This is a genomic window from Brevirhabdus pacifica, from assembly GCF_002797755.1.
GTDB classification, from domain to species: Bacteria; Pseudomonadota; Alphaproteobacteria; order Rhodobacterales; family Rhodobacteraceae; genus Brevirhabdus; species Brevirhabdus pacifica.
On record NZ_PGFI01000013.1, the window covers coordinates 235990 to 253898 of the forward strand.

General features: G+C 66.9%; 16 protein-coding genes. 2 read left to right on the top strand and 14 right to left on the bottom strand.

Annotated elements, in window-relative coordinates; translation table 11 throughout:
• Positions 1–34 precede the first annotated feature (34 nt).
• Positions 35–913: an SDR family oxidoreductase gene (locus CLV77_RS12935; protein WP_076979929.1), complete on the top strand. Its 879-nt coding sequence runs from the start codon at positions 35–37 to the stop codon at positions 911–913.
• Between the two features lie 74 nt (positions 914–987).
• Here CLV77_RS12935 and dxs read toward each other — a convergent pair whose 3' ends face one another.
• The 6 genes from dxs to CLV77_RS12965 are packed head-to-tail and all read right to left on the bottom strand — an operon-like array spanning position 988 to position 6245.
• Positions 988–2916 (bottom strand): 1-deoxy-D-xylulose-5-phosphate synthase, encoded by a 1929-nt coding sequence (dxs, locus tag CLV77_RS12940; protein WP_076979928.1) that lies wholly within the window; start codon positions 2914–2916, stop codon positions 988–990.
• Positions 2917–2939: 23 nt separating this feature from the next.
• Positions 2940–3809 (bottom strand): polyprenyl synthetase family protein, encoded by an 870-nt coding sequence (locus tag CLV77_RS12945; RefSeq protein ID WP_076979927.1) that lies wholly within the window; start codon positions 3807–3809, stop codon positions 2940–2942.
• On the bottom strand, positions 3810–4052 hold the full coding sequence (locus tag CLV77_RS12950) for an exodeoxyribonuclease VII small subunit (protein WP_076979926.1): 243 nt from the start codon (positions 4050–4052) through the stop codon (positions 3810–3812).
• On the bottom strand, positions 4049–4984 hold the full coding sequence (locus tag CLV77_RS12955; RefSeq protein ID WP_076979925.1) for a histone deacetylase family protein: 936 nt from the start codon (positions 4982–4984) through the stop codon (positions 4049–4051). The genes CLV77_RS12950 and CLV77_RS12955 overlap by 4 nt, the downstream gene beginning before the upstream one ends.
• A 50-nt stretch (positions 4985–5034) precedes the next feature.
• Entirely contained in the window at positions 5035–5739 is a 705-nt protein-coding gene (locus tag CLV77_RS12960; protein ID WP_076979924.1) for a response regulator, read from the bottom strand.
• Positions 5739–6245: a MarR family winged helix-turn-helix transcriptional regulator gene (locus CLV77_RS12965; RefSeq protein ID WP_076979923.1), complete on the bottom strand. Its 507-nt coding sequence runs from the start codon at positions 6243–6245 to the stop codon at positions 5739–5741. The genes CLV77_RS12960 and CLV77_RS12965 overlap by 1 nt, the downstream gene beginning before the upstream one ends.
• Positions 6246–6419: 174 nt before the next feature.
• Here CLV77_RS12965 and CLV77_RS12970 point away from each other — a divergent pair, with 174 nt between their 5' ends.
• Positions 6420–7289: a branched-chain amino acid aminotransferase gene (locus tag CLV77_RS12970; protein WP_076979922.1), complete on the top strand. Its 870-nt coding sequence runs from the start codon at positions 6420–6422 to the stop codon at positions 7287–7289.
• 84 nt (positions 7290–7373) lie between these two features.
• Here CLV77_RS12970 and CLV77_RS12975 read toward each other — a convergent pair whose 3' ends face one another.
• From CLV77_RS12975 to CLV77_RS13010, 8 genes are all read right to left on the bottom strand, one after another.
• Positions 7374–8288: a DMT family transporter gene (locus CLV77_RS12975; protein WP_076979921.1), complete on the bottom strand. Its 915-nt coding sequence runs from the start codon at positions 8286–8288 to the stop codon at positions 7374–7376.
• Between the two features lie 166 nt (positions 8289–8454).
• On the bottom strand, positions 8455–8661 hold the full coding sequence (locus tag CLV77_RS12980; protein ID WP_076979920.1) for a hypothetical protein: 207 nt from the start codon (positions 8659–8661) through the stop codon (positions 8455–8457).
• Positions 8662–8722: 61 nt separating this feature from the next.
• Complete coding sequence (locus tag CLV77_RS12985; protein WP_076979919.1) at positions 8723–9760, bottom strand: App1 family protein phosphatidate phosphatase; 1038 nt, start codon at positions 9758–9760, stop codon at positions 8723–8725.
• Complete coding sequence (gene queG, locus CLV77_RS12990) at positions 9757–10830, bottom strand: tRNA epoxyqueuosine(34) reductase QueG (protein ID WP_416171622.1); 1074 nt, start codon at positions 10828–10830, stop codon at positions 9757–9759. Before queG ends, CLV77_RS12985 begins: the two co-directional genes overlap by 4 nt.
• A complete protein-coding gene (gene fzlA / locus CLV77_RS12995; protein WP_076979918.1) occupies positions 10827–11492 on the bottom strand; it encodes an FtsZ-binding protein FzlA in 666 nt (221 codons plus the stop codon). Before fzlA ends, queG begins: the two co-directional genes overlap by 4 nt.
• Positions 11493–11545: 53 nt before the next feature.
• Positions 11546–12304, bottom strand: coding sequence for a monofunctional biosynthetic peptidoglycan transglycosylase (mtgA, locus tag CLV77_RS13000; protein ID WP_076981098.1), 759 nt, complete (start codon positions 12302–12304; stop codon positions 11546–11548).
• Between the two features lie 138 nt (positions 12305–12442).
• Positions 12443–16981 carry a glutamate synthase large subunit gene (gene gltB / locus CLV77_RS13005; protein WP_076979917.1) on the bottom strand — a complete coding sequence of 1513 codons (4539 nt, stop codon included), beginning with the start codon at positions 16979–16981 and terminating at the stop codon, positions 12443–12445.
• Positions 16982–17044: 63 nt separating this feature from the next.
• Entirely contained in the window at positions 17045–17818 is a 774-nt protein-coding gene (locus CLV77_RS13010) for a YqiA/YcfP family alpha/beta fold hydrolase (RefSeq protein WP_076979916.1), read from the bottom strand.
• Between the last annotated feature and the right edge of the window lie 91 nt (positions 17819–17909).

Below are 17909 nucleotides of genomic sequence, written 5' to 3' on the forward strand. Positions count from 1 at the left end.
TGCACCGGCCCGGCCTTTGCCCGACAAGGGGATCATGGAAAAAACGCTCTTCATCTTCGGGCATGGCTACAGCGCCGCCGCCCTGACCCGCCGCCTCGTCGGAAAGGGCTGGACCGTGCACGGCACCACCCGCGACGCGGGCCGGGCCGAGGAAATTGCCAGCGCCGGGGCCATTCCGGTGGTTCTGAACGAGGGGGGTGGCGAGCCGTGGCTCGAAGGTCTGGCGCGGGCCGATCACCTGCTGATCTCGGCCGGGCCCGACGCGGACGGCGACCCGGTGCTGAACATGGCCGCCCAGCGCATCGCGGCGCTGGCGCCCCGGATCCGCTGGGCCGGGTATCTGTCGACGACCGGCGTCTATGGCGACAGGGGCGGCGACTGGGTCGACGAGGCCTCGGCCCTGGATCCCGCGACCGCGCGCGGACGCGCGCGGGTCGAGGCCGAGAGCGGGTGGCAGGCTTTGGCCGCGCGCAGCGGTCTGCCGCTGCATATCTTCCGGCTGGCGGGGATCTACGGCCCGGGGCGTGGCCCCTTCGCCAAGCTGCGCCAGGGCACGGCCCGACGGATCGTGAAGCCGGGGCAGGTCTTTTCGCGCATCCATGTCGAGGATATCGCGCGGGTACTCGACGCCTCGATCGCGGCGCCGCGACCGGGGGCGGTCTACAACGTCTGCGACGACGATCCGGCCCCGCCCCAGGATGTCATCGCCCACGCGGCGCGGCTGCTGGACCTGCCGGTGCCGCCCGAGGTCGATTTCGAGAGCGCCGAGCTTTCGCCCATGGCGCGCAGCTTCTACAGCGAGTCAAAGCGTGTCTCGAACCGGCTGATGCACGAGGAACTGGGGGTGGCACTGGCCTATCCCGATTATCGCAGCGGGCTGGCGGCACTGTTGCGCGACGACCCCCACGGCTGAGCCGGCAGGCCTTGGGGCAGGCCGGGCCTCCGGCGGGGATATTTTCGCGACAATGAAGGCGGGGGGCGCCCCCCTCAGGCGCGGCGGCTGGAGATGTCGGCGATGCCGAGCGCGTCGAGGACGCGCTGTACGATGTGGCGCGCATCCAGCTCGGCCATGGCATACATGTCGGCCGGCGAGGCCTGGTCGATGAAGGTGTCGGGCAGCACCATCGAGCGGAAGCGCAGCCCCTTGTCGAACACCCCCTCGTCCGAGAGAAGCTGGGCCACATGGCTGCCGAAGCCGCCGACGGCCCCTTCCTCGATGGTGATCACCGCCTCGTGCCGGGCGGCGAGATCGAGGATGAGATCCCGGTCCAGGGGCTTTGCGAAGCGGGCGTCGGCCACGGTGGGGGTGATGCCCATCTGGGCCAGGGTTTCAGCGGCGGCCTCCACCTCGGCCAGGCGGGTGCCGAAGGAAAGGATCGCGGCCCGCGCGCCCTCGCGGATGATGCGGCCCTTGCCGATCTCGAGAAGTTGGCCCTTTTCGGGCAGCTCGACGCCGACCCCCTCGCCGCGCGGGAAGCGGAAGGCGATGGGGCCCGCATCATAAGCGGCGGCGGTGGCGACCATATGCACCAGCTCGGCCTCGTCGGCGGCGGCCATGACCACGAAATCGGGCAGGTTGGCAAGAAAGGCAATGTCGAAGGCGCCGGCATGGGTGGCCCCGTCGGCGCCCACCAAACCGGCGCGGTCGATGGCGAAGCGCACCGGCAGGCGCTGAATCGCGACGTCGTGCACCACCTGGTCGTAGCCGCGCTGCAGGAAGGTCGAGTAGAGCGCGCAGAAGGGCCGCATTCCCCCTGCGGCCAGCGCTGCCGAGAAGGTGACCGCGTGCTGCTCGGCGATGCCGACATCGAAGCAGCGGGTGGGGAAGCGTTCGGCGAAGAGGTTCAGCCCGGTGCCGTCCGGCATGGCGGCGGTGATGGCGACGATGCGGTCGTCGGCCTCGCCTGCGCGGATCAGCGACTTGGCGAAGACCGAGGTGTAGCTGGGCGCGTTGGAGGGGGATTTCTTCTGCTTGCCGGTCACCACGTCGAAGCGGGCCACCCCATGGCCGCGGTCGATCGCGGCTTCGGCCGGGGCATAGCCCTTGCCCTTGCGCGTGAGGGCGTGGATCAGGATGGGGCCGGTGGCCCGCGCCTTGACCGTGCGCAGAACCGGCAGCAACTGGTCCAGGTCGTGCCCGTCGATGGGGCCCACGTAGGAAAAGCCCAGCTCCTCGAACATGGTGCCGCCGACGGCCATGCCCTTGAGCATTTCCTTGGCCCGGCGGGCGCCCTGCTGGAAGGGTTCGGGCAGCAGGCTGACCGCGCCCTTGGCGGCGGCCTTGAATTCCTGAAAGGGCGCGCCGGCGTAGAGCCGCGACAGATAGGCGGACATGGCACCCACGGGGGGCGCGATGCTCATCTCATTGTCGTTGAGGATGACGATCAGCCGCTTGCCAAGGTGGCCCGCGTTGTTCATCGCCTCATAGGCCATGCCGGCGGACATCGCCCCGTCGCCGATGACGGCGATGGCGTCGCCGAGTCCGGGATCGGGGGCGCCGCCCAGATCGCGGGCCACGGCAAAGCCCAGCGCCGCGCTGATCGAGGTCGAGCTGTGGGCCGCGCCGAAGGGATCGTAGGGGCTTTCGCTGCGCTTGGTGAAGCCAGAAAGGCCATCCTTCTGGCGCAGGGTGCGGATGCGATCGCGGCGGCCGGTCAGGATCTTGTGGGGATAGCACTGGTGGCTGACGTCCCAGATGATGCGGTCGCGGGGCGTGTCGAAGACCGCGTGCAACGCGACCGTCAGCTCGACCACGCCGAGGCCCGCGCCGAGATGGCCGCCGGTCTCGGACACGGCCGAGATCGTCTCGCGGCGCAGCTCATCCGCCAGGCGATGCAGCTCGGCATCGCTCAGGGACTTCATGTCCGCGGGCACGTTCACGCGGTCAAGGGTCGGGGTCAGGGGTCGGTCGGACACGGGTTGTCGCCCTCCTGGGCCTGTCAGCTGTCGCGCTCGATAACGAAGCGCGCGGCCTGCCGCAAGGTTTCGCCATCCGCCCCGAAGGGCATGAGGGCGGCTTCGGCCTCGGCCACCAGTTCGCGCGCCCGGCTTCGGGCCCCTTCAAGGCCCAGCAGCGACACGAAGGTGGCCTTGCCGGCCGAGGCATCCTTGCGCAGGCGCTTGCCGGCGGCGTCGGCGTCGCCCTCTATGTCCAAGATGTCGTCGGCAAGCTGAAAGGCAAGACCCAGCGCGCGGGAATAGCGCGCCAGCGGTGCCGGATCGGCCCCGGCCAGCACCGCGCCCGCCGTGGCGGACCATTCGATCAGCGCGCCGGTCTTGGCCTGTTGCAGGCGGGTGATCTGCGCAAGGTCCAAGGGGGTGGCGGCGGTTTCGGCGGCGATGTCGAGGGCCTGGCCGTGGACCATGCCGGCGGCGCCGCTGGCCGCCGCCAGCCGGGCGACGAGGGCGATGCGGATCGCGGGATCGGCGGCGGTCTCGGGCCGGGCCAGCAGTTCGAACGCCAGGGTCTGAAGCGCGTCGCCGGCCAGGGTGGCTGTGGCCTCGTTCCATTTCACGTGGACCGTGGGCTGTCCCCGGCGCAGGTCGTCGTCATCCATGCAGGGCAGGTCGTCGTGGACCAGCGAATAGGCGTGCAGCGCCTCGACCGCCGCGCCGGCGTTGAGCGGGCCGGCCCCGTTCAGCCCGTGCAGGCGCGCGCCCTCGACCACCAGGAAGCCGCGCAATCCCTTGCCGCCCCGGGTGGCATAGGCCATCGCGTCACGCAGCTCTCCGCCGGGCTGGGCCAGGATCGCCTGTTGCAGCCGGTCGCGCACCGCGCCGGCGGACCGTTCCAAGGCATCGCGAAACATTCAGAGGCCGTCGACCGGGGTGGCGCCGGTGGCATTGCCCTCTGCATCGGTAGTGATGGCGGCAACCTTCTCCTCGGCTTCCTTCAGCTTCTCGTCGCAGCGCTTCTTCAGCCGAGCGCCGCGTTCGTAGAGGCGGATGGATTCCTCAAGCTCGACCTCCCCGCGCTCGAGCTTGCCGACCACGGTCTCCAGCTCGCGCATCGCCTGCTCGAAGCTCATCTCTTCAATGGGGGTCTCGGTCATCGGCCGCGCTCCATCAGGGTTTTCACGTGCACCGCCGTGCTGGCGGCCAGGGCGTCAAGGTCGTACCCCCCTTCGAGCGAGGAGACCACCCGCCCTTCGCAGACATCGTCGGCCAGGTCGCAGATCGCGCGGGTCACCCAAGCGAAATCGGCCTCTTTCAACATCATCTGTGCCAAGGGGTCGGCGGCATGGCTGTCGAAACCGGCGGAGATGATGATCAGCTCGGGCGCGAAATCGCGCACGCGGGGCAGGATATGGGCCTCCCACGCGCTGCGAAACTGGTCGCTGCCGGCGCCGGGGGGCAGCGGCACGTTGATGACATTGTCATGGGCGCCCGTCTCGTCGGCAGCGCCCGTGCCGGGATAAAGCGGCATCTGGTGGGTCGAGGCGAAAAGCACGCCCGCGTCATCCTCCAGCAGGTCCTGGGATCCATTCCCGTGGTGGACGTCGAAATCCAGCACCGCCACCCGCTTCAGCCCGTGGTTGGCCAAGGCGTATTTCGCGCCCACGGCGACGCTGCCGAACAGGCAAAAGCCCATGGGCGTCTCACGCTCGGCATGGTGGCCGGGGGGGCGGATGGCGCAGAAGGCGTTGTCGACCTCGCCGGACATTACCAGGTCGACGGCGCGGACATTGGCGCCGGCACAGCGCAGCACCGCGTCGAGGGTGCCGGGCGACATGTGCGTGTCGGCATCAAGCGAGACCGTCCCCGCATCGGGGGCGGCGTCGCGGATCGCCTGAATATAACGACGGGGATGGACCCGCTCCAGATCGTCGTCGGCGCAAAGCGGGGCGGTGACCCGGCGCAGGCCATCGAATTCGGGCGCTTCCAGCGCGCGCAGGACGTATTCCAGGCGCGCGACCTGCTCGGGGTGGCCCGGCGGCGTGACATGCGCAAGGCAGTCTTCGTGGGTGATGAGAGCTGTTGTCATGGCCCGACCCTAGTGCCGCCCGCAAAGCGCCGCAAGAGCGCGGCGCGACCCTAGTCGGGGGCCAGCATGTAGCCCGCGCCGCGCACCGTCTGAAGGTATCGGGGCTGACGCGGATCGGCCTCCAGCTTGCGGCGCAGGCGGGTAATCTGCACGTCGATCGCCCGTTCCTGGGCCTGGCCCCGGTCGCGGCCCAGATCCTCCACCAGCTTGTCGCGCCCGATCGGCTCACCGACCCGGCCCGAGAAGATGCGCATGAGCTGGCTTTCGGTGGCCGTCAGCCGCACCGGATCGGTGCCATGCCACAGCTCTCCGCGGTCCACATCATAGCGCAGGGGGCCCAGGTGAAGCACACGTGGGCCGTCATCCTCGGGCGGGTTCTGGGGCATCCGGCGCAGGATCGCGTTGATGCGCAGCAGCAGCTCGCGCGGCTCGAATGGCTTGGTCAGGTAATCGTCGGCCCCGGCTTCCAGCCCCGCGATGCGGTCGTTGGTCTCACCCTTGGCGGTCAACAGCAGGATCGGCGTGGTGACGGATTCTCGCAGGGCCGCGGTGAAGCTGATGCCATCCTCCCCCGGCATCATTACGTCCAGCACGATCAGATCGAATTCCAGCCCCGCCAGAATGCGCCGGGCATGGGCCGCGTCGCGGGCGGTGCTGACGCAGAACCCGTGACGGATCAGGAATTTCTGGATCAGGGTGCGGATACGCTCGTCATCGTCGACGACCAGCAGGTGGATGTCCGCCAATTCGCTCATCACGACCCGTCCTTCATGCGGTTGAACTGACGCCGCGGCTCGGGGTCCATCATCGCCTCGAGTACCTGCTTGAACCCGGCCACCGCCTCGGGGCCCGCATCGCGGAAGGCCTGGCGCATGCGCCGCCGCTGCGCCTCGCTCAGCGCCTGCTCCAGCTCGACCCCTGCCTCGGTCAGGTAGAGGTGCCGCTCGCGCTTGTCGCGGGTGCCGACGCGGCTTTCGATCAGCCCGTCGGCGATCAGGGTGCGCAGGACCCGGTTCAGGGACTGCTTGGTCACGCCGAGGATATCCAGAAGGTTGTTGACCGTGGTCCCGGGCGAGCGGTTGACGAAATGCACCGCCCGGTGATGGGCGCGGCCATAGCCGTGCTTGGCGAGGATGCGATCGGGATCGGCCGTGAAGCCGCGATAGGCGAAGAACATCGCCTCGATCCCCTTGCGGAGCTGCTCGTCTGTCAGGAACAGCAGGCTCTCGCCCCCCTGCCCCGCGGTCACCCGCTCTGCCATGCGCAAATCCAGCTTGCCTCAAATTACCGTCCGGGTAACATTAAGTCAGCCTTGTTGACTTTCCAAGAATCAATTGCTAGCAATCCCGGGATTTGGCGCAATATTATGTCCGTTTCGGACCTATAGGGCGCAACTATCGGAAAATTCAGGGCCTTGGGGTTGAGGGAGCGATTCATGTCCGGAACTTACGACGATCGTGACGGTGTCATCTGGATGGACGGGAAACTGATCCCGTGGCGCGATGCCAACGTGCATATCCTGACCCATGCCATGCATTATGCTAGCTCTGTCTTCGAGGGAGAGCGCGCCTACAACGGCAAGATCTTCGAAAGCCGGCGCCATTCCGAGCGGCTGAGAAAATCCGCCGAGATGATCGATTTCGAGATCCCCTGGACCGTCGACGAGATCGAGGCCGCCAAGATGGCGGTCCTTGAAGCCAACGGCCAGACCGACGCCTATGTGCGCGCCGTCGCATGGCGCGGTGTCGGCGAGGACATGGGCGTGGCCTCGGCCCGCAACCCGGTCCGTCTGGCCATCGCGTCCTGGGCGTGGGGCAACTATTACGGCGACGCCAAGATGAAGGGCGCCAAGCTTGACATCGCCAAGTGGCGCCGCCCCGATCCCGCCACTGCCCCCAGCCAGGCCAAGGCCGCCGGTCTTTACATGATCTGCACCATGTCCAAGCACGCCGCCGAGGCGAAGGGCTGTTCGGACGCGATGATGTTCGACTATCGCGGCTATGTCGCCGAGGCGACCGGCGCCAACATCTTCTTCGTCAAGGACGGCGAGGTGCACACCCCCGATCCCGATTGCTTCCTGAACGGCATCACCCGCCAGACGGTGATCGGCATGCTCAAGGATCGCCAGATCAAGGTACACGAGCGCCACATCATGCCCGAAGAGCTGGAAAGCTTCGAGCAGTGCTGGCTGACCGGCACCGCGGCCGAGGTCACCCCCGTCGGCAAGATCGGCGACTACAATTTCGAAGTCGGCAGCCTAACCCGCGACATCTCGCAATCCTATGAGGAGCTGGTGCGCAAGTAGGCGCCCGGCCCCGCGCCCGCCAGGCGCAGTTGACCAGCTTTCGGCGGCCCCCTCGGGGGCCGTTCGCGTTTGCGAGGGTACGGATCACCAGTTCTGCTTGGCGCCCAGTTTCCGTTGGGCGGTGCGGCGCAGGCCAAGCTGACGTTCGCGCAGGACAATCGCCACGCCCGACCCCATCACCAGCAGCGCGCCCGCCAGCATCGGCATCGTCGGAAGCTCGGCAAAGACAAGGTATCCGATCAGCAGCGACCAGACGATCGAGACATAGGTGAAGGGCGCCAGAACCGAGGCATCCGCGTGGCGGTAGGCCCCTGTCAGCATAAGCTGTCCCACAGCCCCCAGCGCACCCGCCGAAAGCAGCAGGGCGAATTCCGTCGGGGTGGGCATCACCCAACCCCACGGGATCGTCAGCAGCGAGGCCACCGTCGCCGTCAGCGAGAAGTAGAAGACGATGGCGATCGTGCGCTCTCCTCCGGCCATGGACTTGATGAAGATTTGCGCGAATGCCGCCGACAGGGCCGAGCCGAGCATCACCATCACGCCCAGCGTGCCCTGCGAGCTCGTGTCCGACAGGTCCAGGCGCGGCCACATGATCAGCACCACGCCCAGAAGGCCCACGCCCACCGCCGACAGGCGGATCAGGCGCAGCCGCTCGCCCAGCAGAAGCGCGGCCAGGATCACGATCAGGATCGGGGTCGCGAATTGCAGCGCCGTCACCTCCGGCAGCGGCAGAAGCTTCAGACCCGTGAAGGTCAGGCCCATCCCCGCCGTGCCGAAAAGCCCCCGCCAAGCGTGGGCCTTCCAGTTCTTCGTCGCAAGGTCCCGCGCCAGGGTGCCGCGCATCAAAAGCCAACCCGCGATAAACGGCAGGCCGGTCGCTGCGCGGAAGAACAGCGCCTCGCCCGCAGGGATGCGGTCGGCCGCCTTGACCAGCGCCGACATGACGACGAAGACGCTCATCGCCAGGATCATCATGATGATTCCACGGACCGGCTGCATGCGTGAGGTTTCCCGGCGCCGAAAGGGCGCGCGGTTTCTCTAACGCAGGAATTGGCCGCATGGGAAGGCCCGGGCGCGGGCATGCGCCTTTGCATGGCCGGTGCGGCGGGGTCGCGGCGCGCATGCGGCAACGCCTTCCCCGCCGGCTTGGATCAGGGCCGTGCCGTCAGGCCAGCCGTCCCCGCGCGATGCGCAGGAACTGCGCCGCCCGCCCGGGCGATACGCCGCGCGACCGCCGCCTCAGATCCTCGGCCGTCTGGGCGCCGGGGCGCGGGCCGGGACGCAGGCCAAGACGGGCCTCGACCTCGGTATAGATCCGCAAAAGGCCCTTCTGCGGGCGGCTGCGGGCCTTGTCGGCAAGATGTCGTGACATGGTGCACCTCATCCGTCTGGTGTCGGTCAGGGCAGCCAACATAGCAGATCGGCCGCGATTCTCACAGGATCGCGGTCGGCACCTCCAGCCCGGCGCGGCGCAGCTCATGATCAAAGCCGGTGAAGTCGGGCCCATGCAGCAGGGGCACGCCCATGGCGGTGATCGCCGCCATCTGCTGTTGGCTGGCGGCATCGGGGCCGGGGCCCGGTTCGCGCAGCACCACGGCACAGATGCGCCCCGGGTGACGCTCGCACGCGGCGCGGTAGACATGGGCGTCCTTCTGGCCGGTATCGCCCATCAGCACGAAGGCGATGTTCGGGTTGGCCTCGAGCACCCGGTCGATGGCCTCGCCCTTGTGGTCGGCGTGGGAGGCCCCGATGAACCGATCGCGCTTGACCCCCAGATCACGCAGGAACATCGGCCCCGGCACCAGCCCCGCCCGCGCGAAGATCCGGTCCAGGAAGGCATGCAGGTTCCAGGGCGACGAACTGACGTAGAAGACCGGGTTGCGGCCGCCAGCGTGCAGATGGCCCATCAGCTCGATCGCGTCGGGAAAGACATGCCGCGTCAGCGCGTTTCCGGTGAGCGATGTCCAGAGGTTGCGCAGCAACGAGTAGGCCCCGGTTTCGAGCATGGTGTCGTCGACATCCGAGATCACGCCGAAAGACGCCTCGGGATCCGTCACCAGCACGGGGAAATTGACCCGCGTCTCGGGGTGGCCCGCCACTTCGACCGCGACCTCGGTCCAGCCGGGGCCGAATTCCTGGCGCGGCACCTCAAGCCAGATGTACCCCTCGGGATCGGTGGTGGTGGCAACGCGGCTTTGCGAGGCGACGATGGGCACGTTCGCCAGCTCTCCGGTCAGGAAAAGCGAGATCATCTGACGAAGGTTGGTCGACAGGCGCTGGCCCTCGCTGGGATCGGTGCGGCGCAGGGCGGTCAGCGCCCTGCCCCGCACGATGGCATGGCCGGGGGTGGAAAAGCCGCGATAGGGGTCCAGCGCCGGCACATCCTTGCGGGTACGCAGGACCACTATGCGGTTGACCAGCCGCTCGATCCAGAAGGCCAGCCGGTGGAATATGGCCCGCAGCCAGCTCATGCAGCGTGGTCCCGAAGCCGGGCCACGGCCCAGCGGGCGGCGTCGGCCAGCGCGGGGTCGGGATCGTCCAGCAGCGGCCCGAGGCTGGGCAGCATGTCGGGCCGGCCCGAATTGCCGATGGCATAGCAGACATTGCGCAGGAAGCGCGCCCGCCCGATCCGCTTGATCGGGGAGCCCGAGAAAAGCGCCCGAAACCCGGCGTCGTCCAGGGCCGCCAGCCTCGACAGCTCCGGCGCATCCAGGTCGTCGCGGGCGTGGTAGCGGATCTCCTGCGCGTCGCGGGCGAACTTGTTCCAGGGACAGACCGCAAGGCAGTCGTCACAACCGTAGATCCGGTTTCCCAGCGCCGGGCGCAGCTCCTCGGGGACGGGGCCGTGATGCTCGATCGTCAGGTACGAGATGCAGCGGCGGGCATCCAGCTGGAAGGGCGCGGGGAAAGCGGCGGTGGGACAGATGTCCAGGCAGGCGGTGCAGCTTCCGCAATTCTCGCGTCCGGGCGTGTCGGGGGGCAGTTCCACCGTGGTGAAGATCGCGCCCAGGAAGAACCAGTTGCCCAGATCGCGGCTCAGCAGGTTGGTGTGCTTGCCCTGCCAGCCCAGCCCCGCGGCCGCGGCCAGGGGTTTCTCCATCACCGGTGCGGTATCGACGAAGACCTTGATCTCCTCGCCCCGGGATTGTTCCAGAAGCCAGCGGCCGACCTTCTTGAGGCGCTTTTTCACCACGTCGTGGTAATCGCGGTTGCGGGCATAGACGCTGATCGCGCCCCGGTCGGGCCTTTCCAGCACCTCCAGCGGATCGGCGTGGGGCGTGTAGAGGTCGGCCAGCATCACGATCGATCGCGCCTCGGGCCAGAGGGCGGCAGGGTTGCCGCGCCAGTTGCGCCGTTCTTCCATCCAGCCCATCTGCCCGTGGCGCCCGGCGGCGACGAAAGCTTCCAGCCGGCCGGCCAGTTCGGGCACGGCATCGGGGCGGCAGACTCCCATGCTGGCAAAGCCGCTTTCACGCGCGAAGACGGCCAGGCGGGCCTTGAGGTCGGAGCCCGGCAGATCGGAATCGCGCGAGCTGGTCAAAAATCCAGGTTCGAGTATTGCCGCGGCTGCGGAAAGCCCGGCACATTGTCCGCCAGGATCGAACGGAACGCGGGGCGCGACTTGATCTTGGCGTACCAGTCCTTGACCTGTGCGTTCCGGTTCCAATCCACGTCGCGGATATAGTCCAGCGACGAGAAATGCGCCGCGGCGGCGAAATCGGCCAGGGTCAGGTGATCGCCCGCAAGCCAGCGCCGCTGATCCAGAAGCCAGCCCATGTAGTCGATGTGGAACTTGATCCGCTTGGCACCCAGCTTGACGTTGGTGCTGTCGGGATAGCCCTGGCCGGTGATCTTCTTGTTGACCCGCTCGTACAGAAGTTTCGACGTCACCTCGTTGTGGAACTTGTCGTCGAACCACATCACAAGGCGCCGGACCTCGGCGCGGGTCACCGGATCGCGTGGCATCAGCGCCGGATCGGGCACCGTTTCTTCAAGGTATTCACAGATCGCTGAGCTTTCGGACAGGGTCAGACCGTTGATCTTCAGGACCGGCACCTTGCCCGCCGGGTTGCGGCGCAGGAAGTCGGGCTGCTCTTCCCAGTAGCGCTCCTCGATCAGTTCCACCTCGATCTTCTTCTCGGCCATGACCAGCCGCACCTTGCGGCAAAACGGAGAGAGGGGGACATGATATAGTCTGTTCATTCAATCACCTGAGACGCCTACAGCAACGGTTCTGCCGCTGCGGGAGAGGTTTTTCAACCGGCGAAACACCGCGCGCGGCCATCCAAGCGGAGGGTCGCCGCACCGTCCATGATCTGCCGCGTACGCTTCTTGATATAGTCCGTCGGCCGCGCCGCGCTACGGTCTTTCGGGTCCGGCAGGATCGCGGCAAGCCGGGCAGATTGCACCGGCGTCAGCTCGGACGCGCTGGTGCGGAAGTAGCGGAAGGCGGCGGCATCGACGCCGAAGACGCCTTCGTCGAACTCGGCCACGTTGAGGTAAAGCTCGAGGATGCGGCGCTTGGGCCAGGCAGCCTCGGCCATGGGGGTCAGGATCGCCTCCAGCGCCTTGCGCGTCCAGCTTCGCCCCTGCCACAGGTAGACGTTCTTGACCGTCTGCTGCGAGATGGTCGAGGCGCCGCGCTGGCCGCCATCGTCCAGCGCCTTGCGGATGGCCGCCATGTCAAAGCCCCAGTGCTGGCAGAAATTGGCATCCTCCGCCGCGACCGCCGACAGCGGCATCGAGGGGTCCATTTCCGAAAGCGGCACCCATTGGTGGTCGATGCTGCCCAGACGCTGTGCTTCGGCCGCCATGTAGTAGGTGGTGGGCGGGCTGAAAAAGCGAAGGTAAAGCAGCGAGAGCAGAAGCACCGCCAGAACCGCCAGCGCCCCCCGCCCGATCCACCGCAGAATCCGCGCGCGCAGGCCCGGCGTCGCGGCCTTGCCGCCCCGGCCTGATTTCTTCGCCGGGCGCTTGCGCGTCGGGGATTTGCGAGAGGATGTCTGCCGTGCCACGCACCGTTCATCCACCACCGGCGACATCGGGTCAAGGGCGCGCCTTGCGGGCATGCGCCAAAGCGCGGACGAAAAAGGCGCGACCCGTTTCGGGGCCGCGCCTTGGTCCTTGTTCGGGGCGTCACGCCCCGGCGGGGATCATTCTGCCGGGATGGCCGTATCCTCTTCCGAAAGGGGATAGGGCAGGCGCGACAGCATCTCCTTGGGACAGACCTGCAGGAAGTTGTCCCGCTCCAGGTCCCAATGCTGCAACAGATCGGCCGCCTTGACGCTACCCGTCTCCTCGTGGTGGCGACGGACCAGCCCGTGCAACAGTGTCATCCAGTGATCCACCGTGACCGGGCAGGTCACGACCGTCTCGCGGTTGATCATGGTCTCTGCCTTGCCCTCGGGGTCATAAAGGAACGCCATGCCCCCGGTCATGCCCGCGCCGAAGTTGGCGCCGACGCTGCCCAGGATCACGGCGGTGCCGCCGGTCATGTATTCGCACCCGTTGGTGCCACAGCCCTCGATCACGACCTGCGCGCCCGAGTTGCGGACGGCGAAACGCTCACCGGCGCGACCGGCGGCGAAAAGGCAGCCGTCGGTGGCACCGTAAAGCACGGTGTTGCCGATGATCGTGTTCTGCGAGGCCACCAGCGGCGAGGCCATCGGCGGACGCACCACGATGGTGCCCCCCGAGAGGCCCTTGCCGACATAGTCGTTGGCATCGCCCGACACTTCGATCTTCAGACCGGGCGCCGCAAAGGCCCCCAGCGACTGGCCGGCCGAGCCGTTCAGCTTCACCGTCAGGTGGTCCGGCTGGAGCGAGTTGCGCATCCCGAACTTTCTGACGATGTGGCTGGAGGTGCGGGTGCCCACCGTGCGCAGTGTGTTCTGCACGGCATATTGCAGCTGCATCTTCTCGCCATCGTTGAGGAAGCGCGAGGCGTCGTTGACGATCTGCGCGTCCAGCGTGTCGGGCACCGCGTTGCGGGGCTTGTCGCGATCGTAAACGATGTCGGCCGCGCCATCGACGGTGATCAGCAGCGGGTTCAGGTCCAGATCGTCCAGATGCGCCGAACCACGGCTGACCTGGCTGAGCAGATCGGCCCGGCCCACCACGTCATCCAGCGAACGCGCCCCGATCGAGGCCAGGATCTCGCGCACTTCGGTGGCGTAGAAGGTGATCAGGTTGACCACCTTGTCGGCGTTGCCGGTGAACTTGCCGCGCAGGGCCTCGTCCTGGGTGCAGACGCCCACCGGACAGGTGTTCGACTGGCACTGACGCACCATGATGCAGCCCATCGCGATCAGGGCGGCGGTGCCGATGCCGAATTCCTCGGCACCCATCATCGCGGCCATGACGATGTCGCGGCCCGTGCGCAGACCGCCATCGGTCCGCAGGGTGACGCGACCGCGCAGGTTGTTCATCGCCAGAACCTGATGCGCCTCGGTCAGGCCCATTTCCCACGGCAGGCCGACGTATTTGATCGAGGTCGCCGGGCTGGCACCCGTGCCGCCGTTGTGCCCCGAGATCAGGATCACGTCGGCCTTGGCCTTGGCCACGCCGGCGGCAATCGTGCCAACGCCCGAGCTGGCGACCAGCTTGACCGTCACCTTGCAGCGCGGGTTGATCTGCTTGAGGTCGTAGATCAGCTGCGCCAGATCCTCGATCGAGTAGATGTCGTGGTGCGGCGGCGGGCTGATCAGCGTGACACCGGGGGTCGAGTGGCGCAGGCGTGCGATCAGCTCGGTCACCTTCATGCCGGGCAGCTGGCCGCCCTCGCCGGGCTTGGCACCCTGGGCGATCTTGATCTCCAGCTCTTCGCACTGGTTTAGGTATTCGGCCGTGACGCCGAAACGTCCCGACGCGACCTGCTTGATCTTGGCGCTGGGGTTGTCGCCGTTGGCCTCGGGCACGAAATGCGCCGGATCCTCGCCGCCCTCGCCCGAGTCGGACTTGGCGCCGATGCGGTTCATGGCGACGTTCAGGGTCTTGTGCGCCTCGGGCGACAGAGCACCAAGGGACATGCCCGGCGTCACGAACCGCTTGCGGATCGAGGTGATGCTTTCGACCTCTTCGATGGGGACCGGGGTGCCCATCGGCTTGATCGCCAGCAGATCCCGCAGGTGGATGGGCGGGTTCGACTGCATCGCCTTGGAATACTGCTTCCACATCTCATAGGAGGCTTTGTTGCACGCCGCCTGAAGCAGGTGCATCGTCTGGGCTTCCCACGCGTGCTTCTCGCCCGAGCGGCGCAGCTTGTAGAAGCCGCCGATCGGCAGGATGTCGCGTTCGCCGCGCCAGCCAAGGGCGTGGACCTCTTCCAGCTTGCGCTGGATGCCGCTGACACCGATGCCCGAGATCCGCGACAGCATGCCGGGGAAATATTCGGCGCACATGGCGCGGCTGAGGCCCACGGCCTCGAAGTTGAGGCCGCCGCGATAGGACGAGATCACCGAGATGCCCATCTTGGACATGATCTTCAGCAGGCCCTGGTCGATGGCGGTGCGGTAGTTTCGGACCGCCTCGGTCACGGTGCAGTCCAGCAGGCCCCGCTCGACCCGGTCGGCCAGGCTGTCCTGGGCCAGGTAGGCGTTGACGGTGGTCGCACCGGCACCGATCAGCACGGCGAAGTAATGCGGATCGACACATTCGGCCGAGCGCACGTTGATCGAGCAGAAGGTCCGCAGACCCTTGCGCGTCAGCCACGAATGCACCGCGCTGGTGGCCAGGATCATGGGCATGGCGACACGCTCGGGGCCCTGGTTCTGGTCGGTCAGCACGATATGCGCGGCGCCCGAGGCAACGGCGTCCTCGACCTCGGCGCGGATGCGGGTCAGACCCTCGCTCAGCGCGGCGGGACCGGCATCGTAGGCGAAGGTACAGTCGATGGTGACGACGGCCTCGCCGAACTGCTCCAGCAGCGCCTCGAACTTGGCGTTGGACACGAAGGGGCTGTCCAGCGACAGGATTTCGGTCTGACTGCTCGACTCGTCCAGCACGTTCTTGAGGTTACCGAAGCGGGTCTTGAGGCTCATCACCCGGTATTCGCGCAGGCTGTCGATCGGCGGGTTGGTCACCTGACTGAAGTTCTGGCGGAAGAAATGGCTGAGCGGGCGGTATTTCGACGACAGAACCGCCGAGGGCGTGTCATCGCCCATCGAGGCCACCATCTCCTTGCCGTCCTCGGCCATGGGCGCCAGCACCTGCTCCAGCTCCTCGACCGAGAAGCCGGCGGCGATCTGACGCTTGCGCAGCTCGCTGCCCGCGTAGATCGGCTTGCCCTGATCCAGGGTGGTCTTGGCCTCGAGGTCGACAATCCGCTTCACCCAGTCGGCGTAGGGACGGGCGTTGGCCAGCTTGTCCTTGATCTCGGTGTCGTGGAACAGCTTGCCCTCTTTCATGTCGACGGCAATCATCTGGCCCGGACCCAGCGCGCCCTTTTCCTTCACGCGGGCTTCGTCGATCGGGACCATCCCGGCCTCGGAACCCGCGATGACCAGACCGTCGCCGGTCACGACATAGCGCATCGGGCGCAGGCCGTTGCGGTCAAGGCCGGCACAGACCCAGCGGCCATCGGTCATGGCCAGGGCGGCGGGGCCGTCCCAGGGTTCCATCACCGAGTTGCAATAGGAATACATGTCCCGCCACGCCTGCGGCAGGTCGCGGGCCTGCTTGGACCAGCTTTCGGGCACCAGCATGGTCTTGGCCATGGGCGCGTTGCGCCCGGCGCGGACCAGCACCTCGAACACCGAATCCAGCGCGGCCGAGTCGGACGATCCGGCGGCGACGATCGGTTTGATGTCCTCGGCCATGTCGCCGAAGTAGTTCGACGCCATGCGGATTTCGTGGGACTTCATCCAGTTGACGTTGCCCTTGAGGGTGTTGATCTCGCCGTTGTGGGCCAGCATGCGGAAGGGCTGTGCCAGCCACCACTGGGGGAAGGTGTTGGTGGAATAACGCTGGTGATAGATGGCAAAGGCGCTTTCGAAACGCTCGTCCATCAGGTCCGGATAGAACTCCGCGACCTGTTCGGCCAGCATCATGCCCTTGTAGATGATCGACCGGCACGACAGCGACGCCAGGTAGAGGGTCGGCACCTGGGCGGCCGCGGCGGCCTTCTCGATACGGCGGCGGATGACGTAAAGCTCGCGCTCGAACGTCTCTTCGTCGACACCCTTGGAGTTCGAGATCAGGATCTGCTCGATCTCGGGGCGGGTGGCGTTGGCCTTTTCGCCCAGACAGTCGATGTTCACCGGCACATGGCGCCAGCCGTAGATGTAGTAGCCCATGCGCAGAACTTCGGATTCCACGATGGTCCGGCAGATTTCCTGTGCACCGAAATTGGTGCGCGGCAGGAAGACCTGGCCAACGGCGATCTGGTGATTCTTGTTGGGCTTGTGGCCGGTGCGCTCGATCTGGTCGTAGAAGAACTCGACCGGGATCTGGACGTGGATGCCGGCGCCGTCGCCGGTCTTTCCGTCTGCATCGACCGCGCCGCGGTGCCAGATCGCCTTGAGTGCGGCGATCCCGTTTTCGACCACGGCGCGGGACTTGCTTCCATCCACCGAGACGACAAGACCGACGCCGCAGGAGGCGTGCTCGCTTTCCTCGTGGTAGAGGCTGTTTTCCGCCATGAACTTGCGCTTGGCCTCTTCGGCCGCGACCCAGGCGTCATCAAATTTGGTCATGAAGGATCTCCTCGCTGGCCCAGTCGGCCCCGTGCGTTACGGGCCGCGAGAACGACCCGTTATCTAGAACATGTGAGCAGGCGGATAGGCGCAGGCGCCCTCGCGTCCCATGACGACGGTGCGCTTCTCGGCGCCCATCTCGCTCATCGTTTCGGCAACCTTGTCGGTCGCCAGCCCGAAGCAATCGTTGACCAGCGGCGCAAGCGTGCCCTGCCGGCGCAGCCGGTAGGCCAGGCTCTCGTCGCTTTTCGGCATCACGAAGTGGTGCAGGTTGGGACGGATCGGAAACAGGTCGCACTGCATTGCCTCGTCCGGCGTGTCGCCGTGGAAGGCATAGAACTGTGTCTGCGCCACCAGGCGCCGCCCAAGCGAGCGGACGCGATAGCGGTGAATCTGCGCGCGATACTCCAGCCAACGCTCCTCTTCCGGGGCGAAATGCGGGTGCACCGAGAACTGCGGCGAGAAGGCGACAGCCGCCTTTAGCGGATAGCAGGAGGCCAGCGCCATGGCGCTGAAGCCGCCCATGGAATTGCCGATCGACACGACCTCGGTCGCCCGCATCTCGTAGGCGGTGTAGGTGACGTGCTTGATCACGCTGTCCAGAAAGCCCGGCGTGTTGAGCCAGGTGCGCTTGGGATCGGCGACGAAGATCGCGGAATCGAACCCCTCGCGGGTGGCGACCTGAGCAAACTCCACCTTCGGCGCCGTCTCTGGCGTTCCCAGACCCGAGAAGCAGACGACCAGCCGGCGACTGCGGCCGTGGTGCCGCCACATGCGGATGGTCTCGGAATCCTCGATCGTCTCGATGGTGACCGGATGTTTGATAGCTGTACTCATGGTCGATACCCCTTACCTGATGCGCACATGTGCATCTGGAATCAGAAGTATCGGGCAAATGTGAACCAAATTTGCCGAGATGCGGGCAAGG

Excerpts from the sequence above, each read along its gene's own strand:
- CLV77_RS12935 (WP_076979929.1), top strand. The coding sequence starts at position 35 with ATGGAAAAAACGCTCTTCATCTTCGGGCATGGCTACAGCGCCGCCGCC.
- CLV77_RS12945 (WP_076979927.1), bottom strand. The coding sequence starts at position 3,809 with ATGTTTCGCGATGCCTTGGAACGGTCCGCCGGCGCGGTGCGCGACCGG.
- CLV77_RS12950 (WP_076979926.1), bottom strand. The coding sequence starts at position 4,052 with ATGACCGAGACCCCCATTGAAGAGATGAGCTTCGAGCAGGCGATGCGC.
- CLV77_RS12955 (WP_076979925.1), bottom strand. The coding sequence starts at position 4,984 with ATGACAACAGCTCTCATCACCCACGAAGACTGCCTTGCGCATGTCACG.
- CLV77_RS12960 (WP_076979924.1), bottom strand. The coding sequence starts at position 5,739 with ATGAGCGAATTGGCGGACATCCACCTGCTGGTCGTCGACGATGACGAG.
- CLV77_RS12965 (WP_076979923.1), bottom strand. The coding sequence starts at position 6,245 with ATGGCAGAGCGGGTGACCGCGGGGCAGGGGGGCGAGAGCCTGCTGTTC.
- CLV77_RS12970 (WP_076979922.1), top strand. The coding sequence starts at position 6,420 with ATGTCCGGAACTTACGACGATCGTGACGGTGTCATCTGGATGGACGGG.
- CLV77_RS12975 (WP_076979921.1), bottom strand. The coding sequence starts at position 8,288 with ATGCAGCCGGTCCGTGGAATCATCATGATGATCCTGGCGATGAGCGTC.
- CLV77_RS12980 (WP_076979920.1), bottom strand. The coding sequence starts at position 8,661 with ATGTCACGACATCTTGCCGACAAGGCCCGCAGCCGCCCGCAGAAGGGC.
- CLV77_RS12985 (WP_076979919.1), bottom strand. The coding sequence starts at position 9,760 with ATGAGCTGGCTGCGGGCCATATTCCACCGGCTGGCCTTCTGGATCGAG.
- fzlA (WP_076979918.1), bottom strand. The coding sequence starts at position 11,492 with ATGAACAGACTATATCATGTCCCCCTCTCTCCGTTTTGCCGCAAGGTG.
- gltB (WP_076979917.1), bottom strand. The coding sequence starts at position 16,981 with ATGACCAAATTTGATGACGCCTGGGTCGCGGCCGAAGAGGCCAAGCGC.
- CLV77_RS13010 (WP_076979916.1), bottom strand. The coding sequence starts at position 17,818 with ATGAGTACAGCTATCAAACATCCGGTCACCATCGAGACGATCGAGGAT.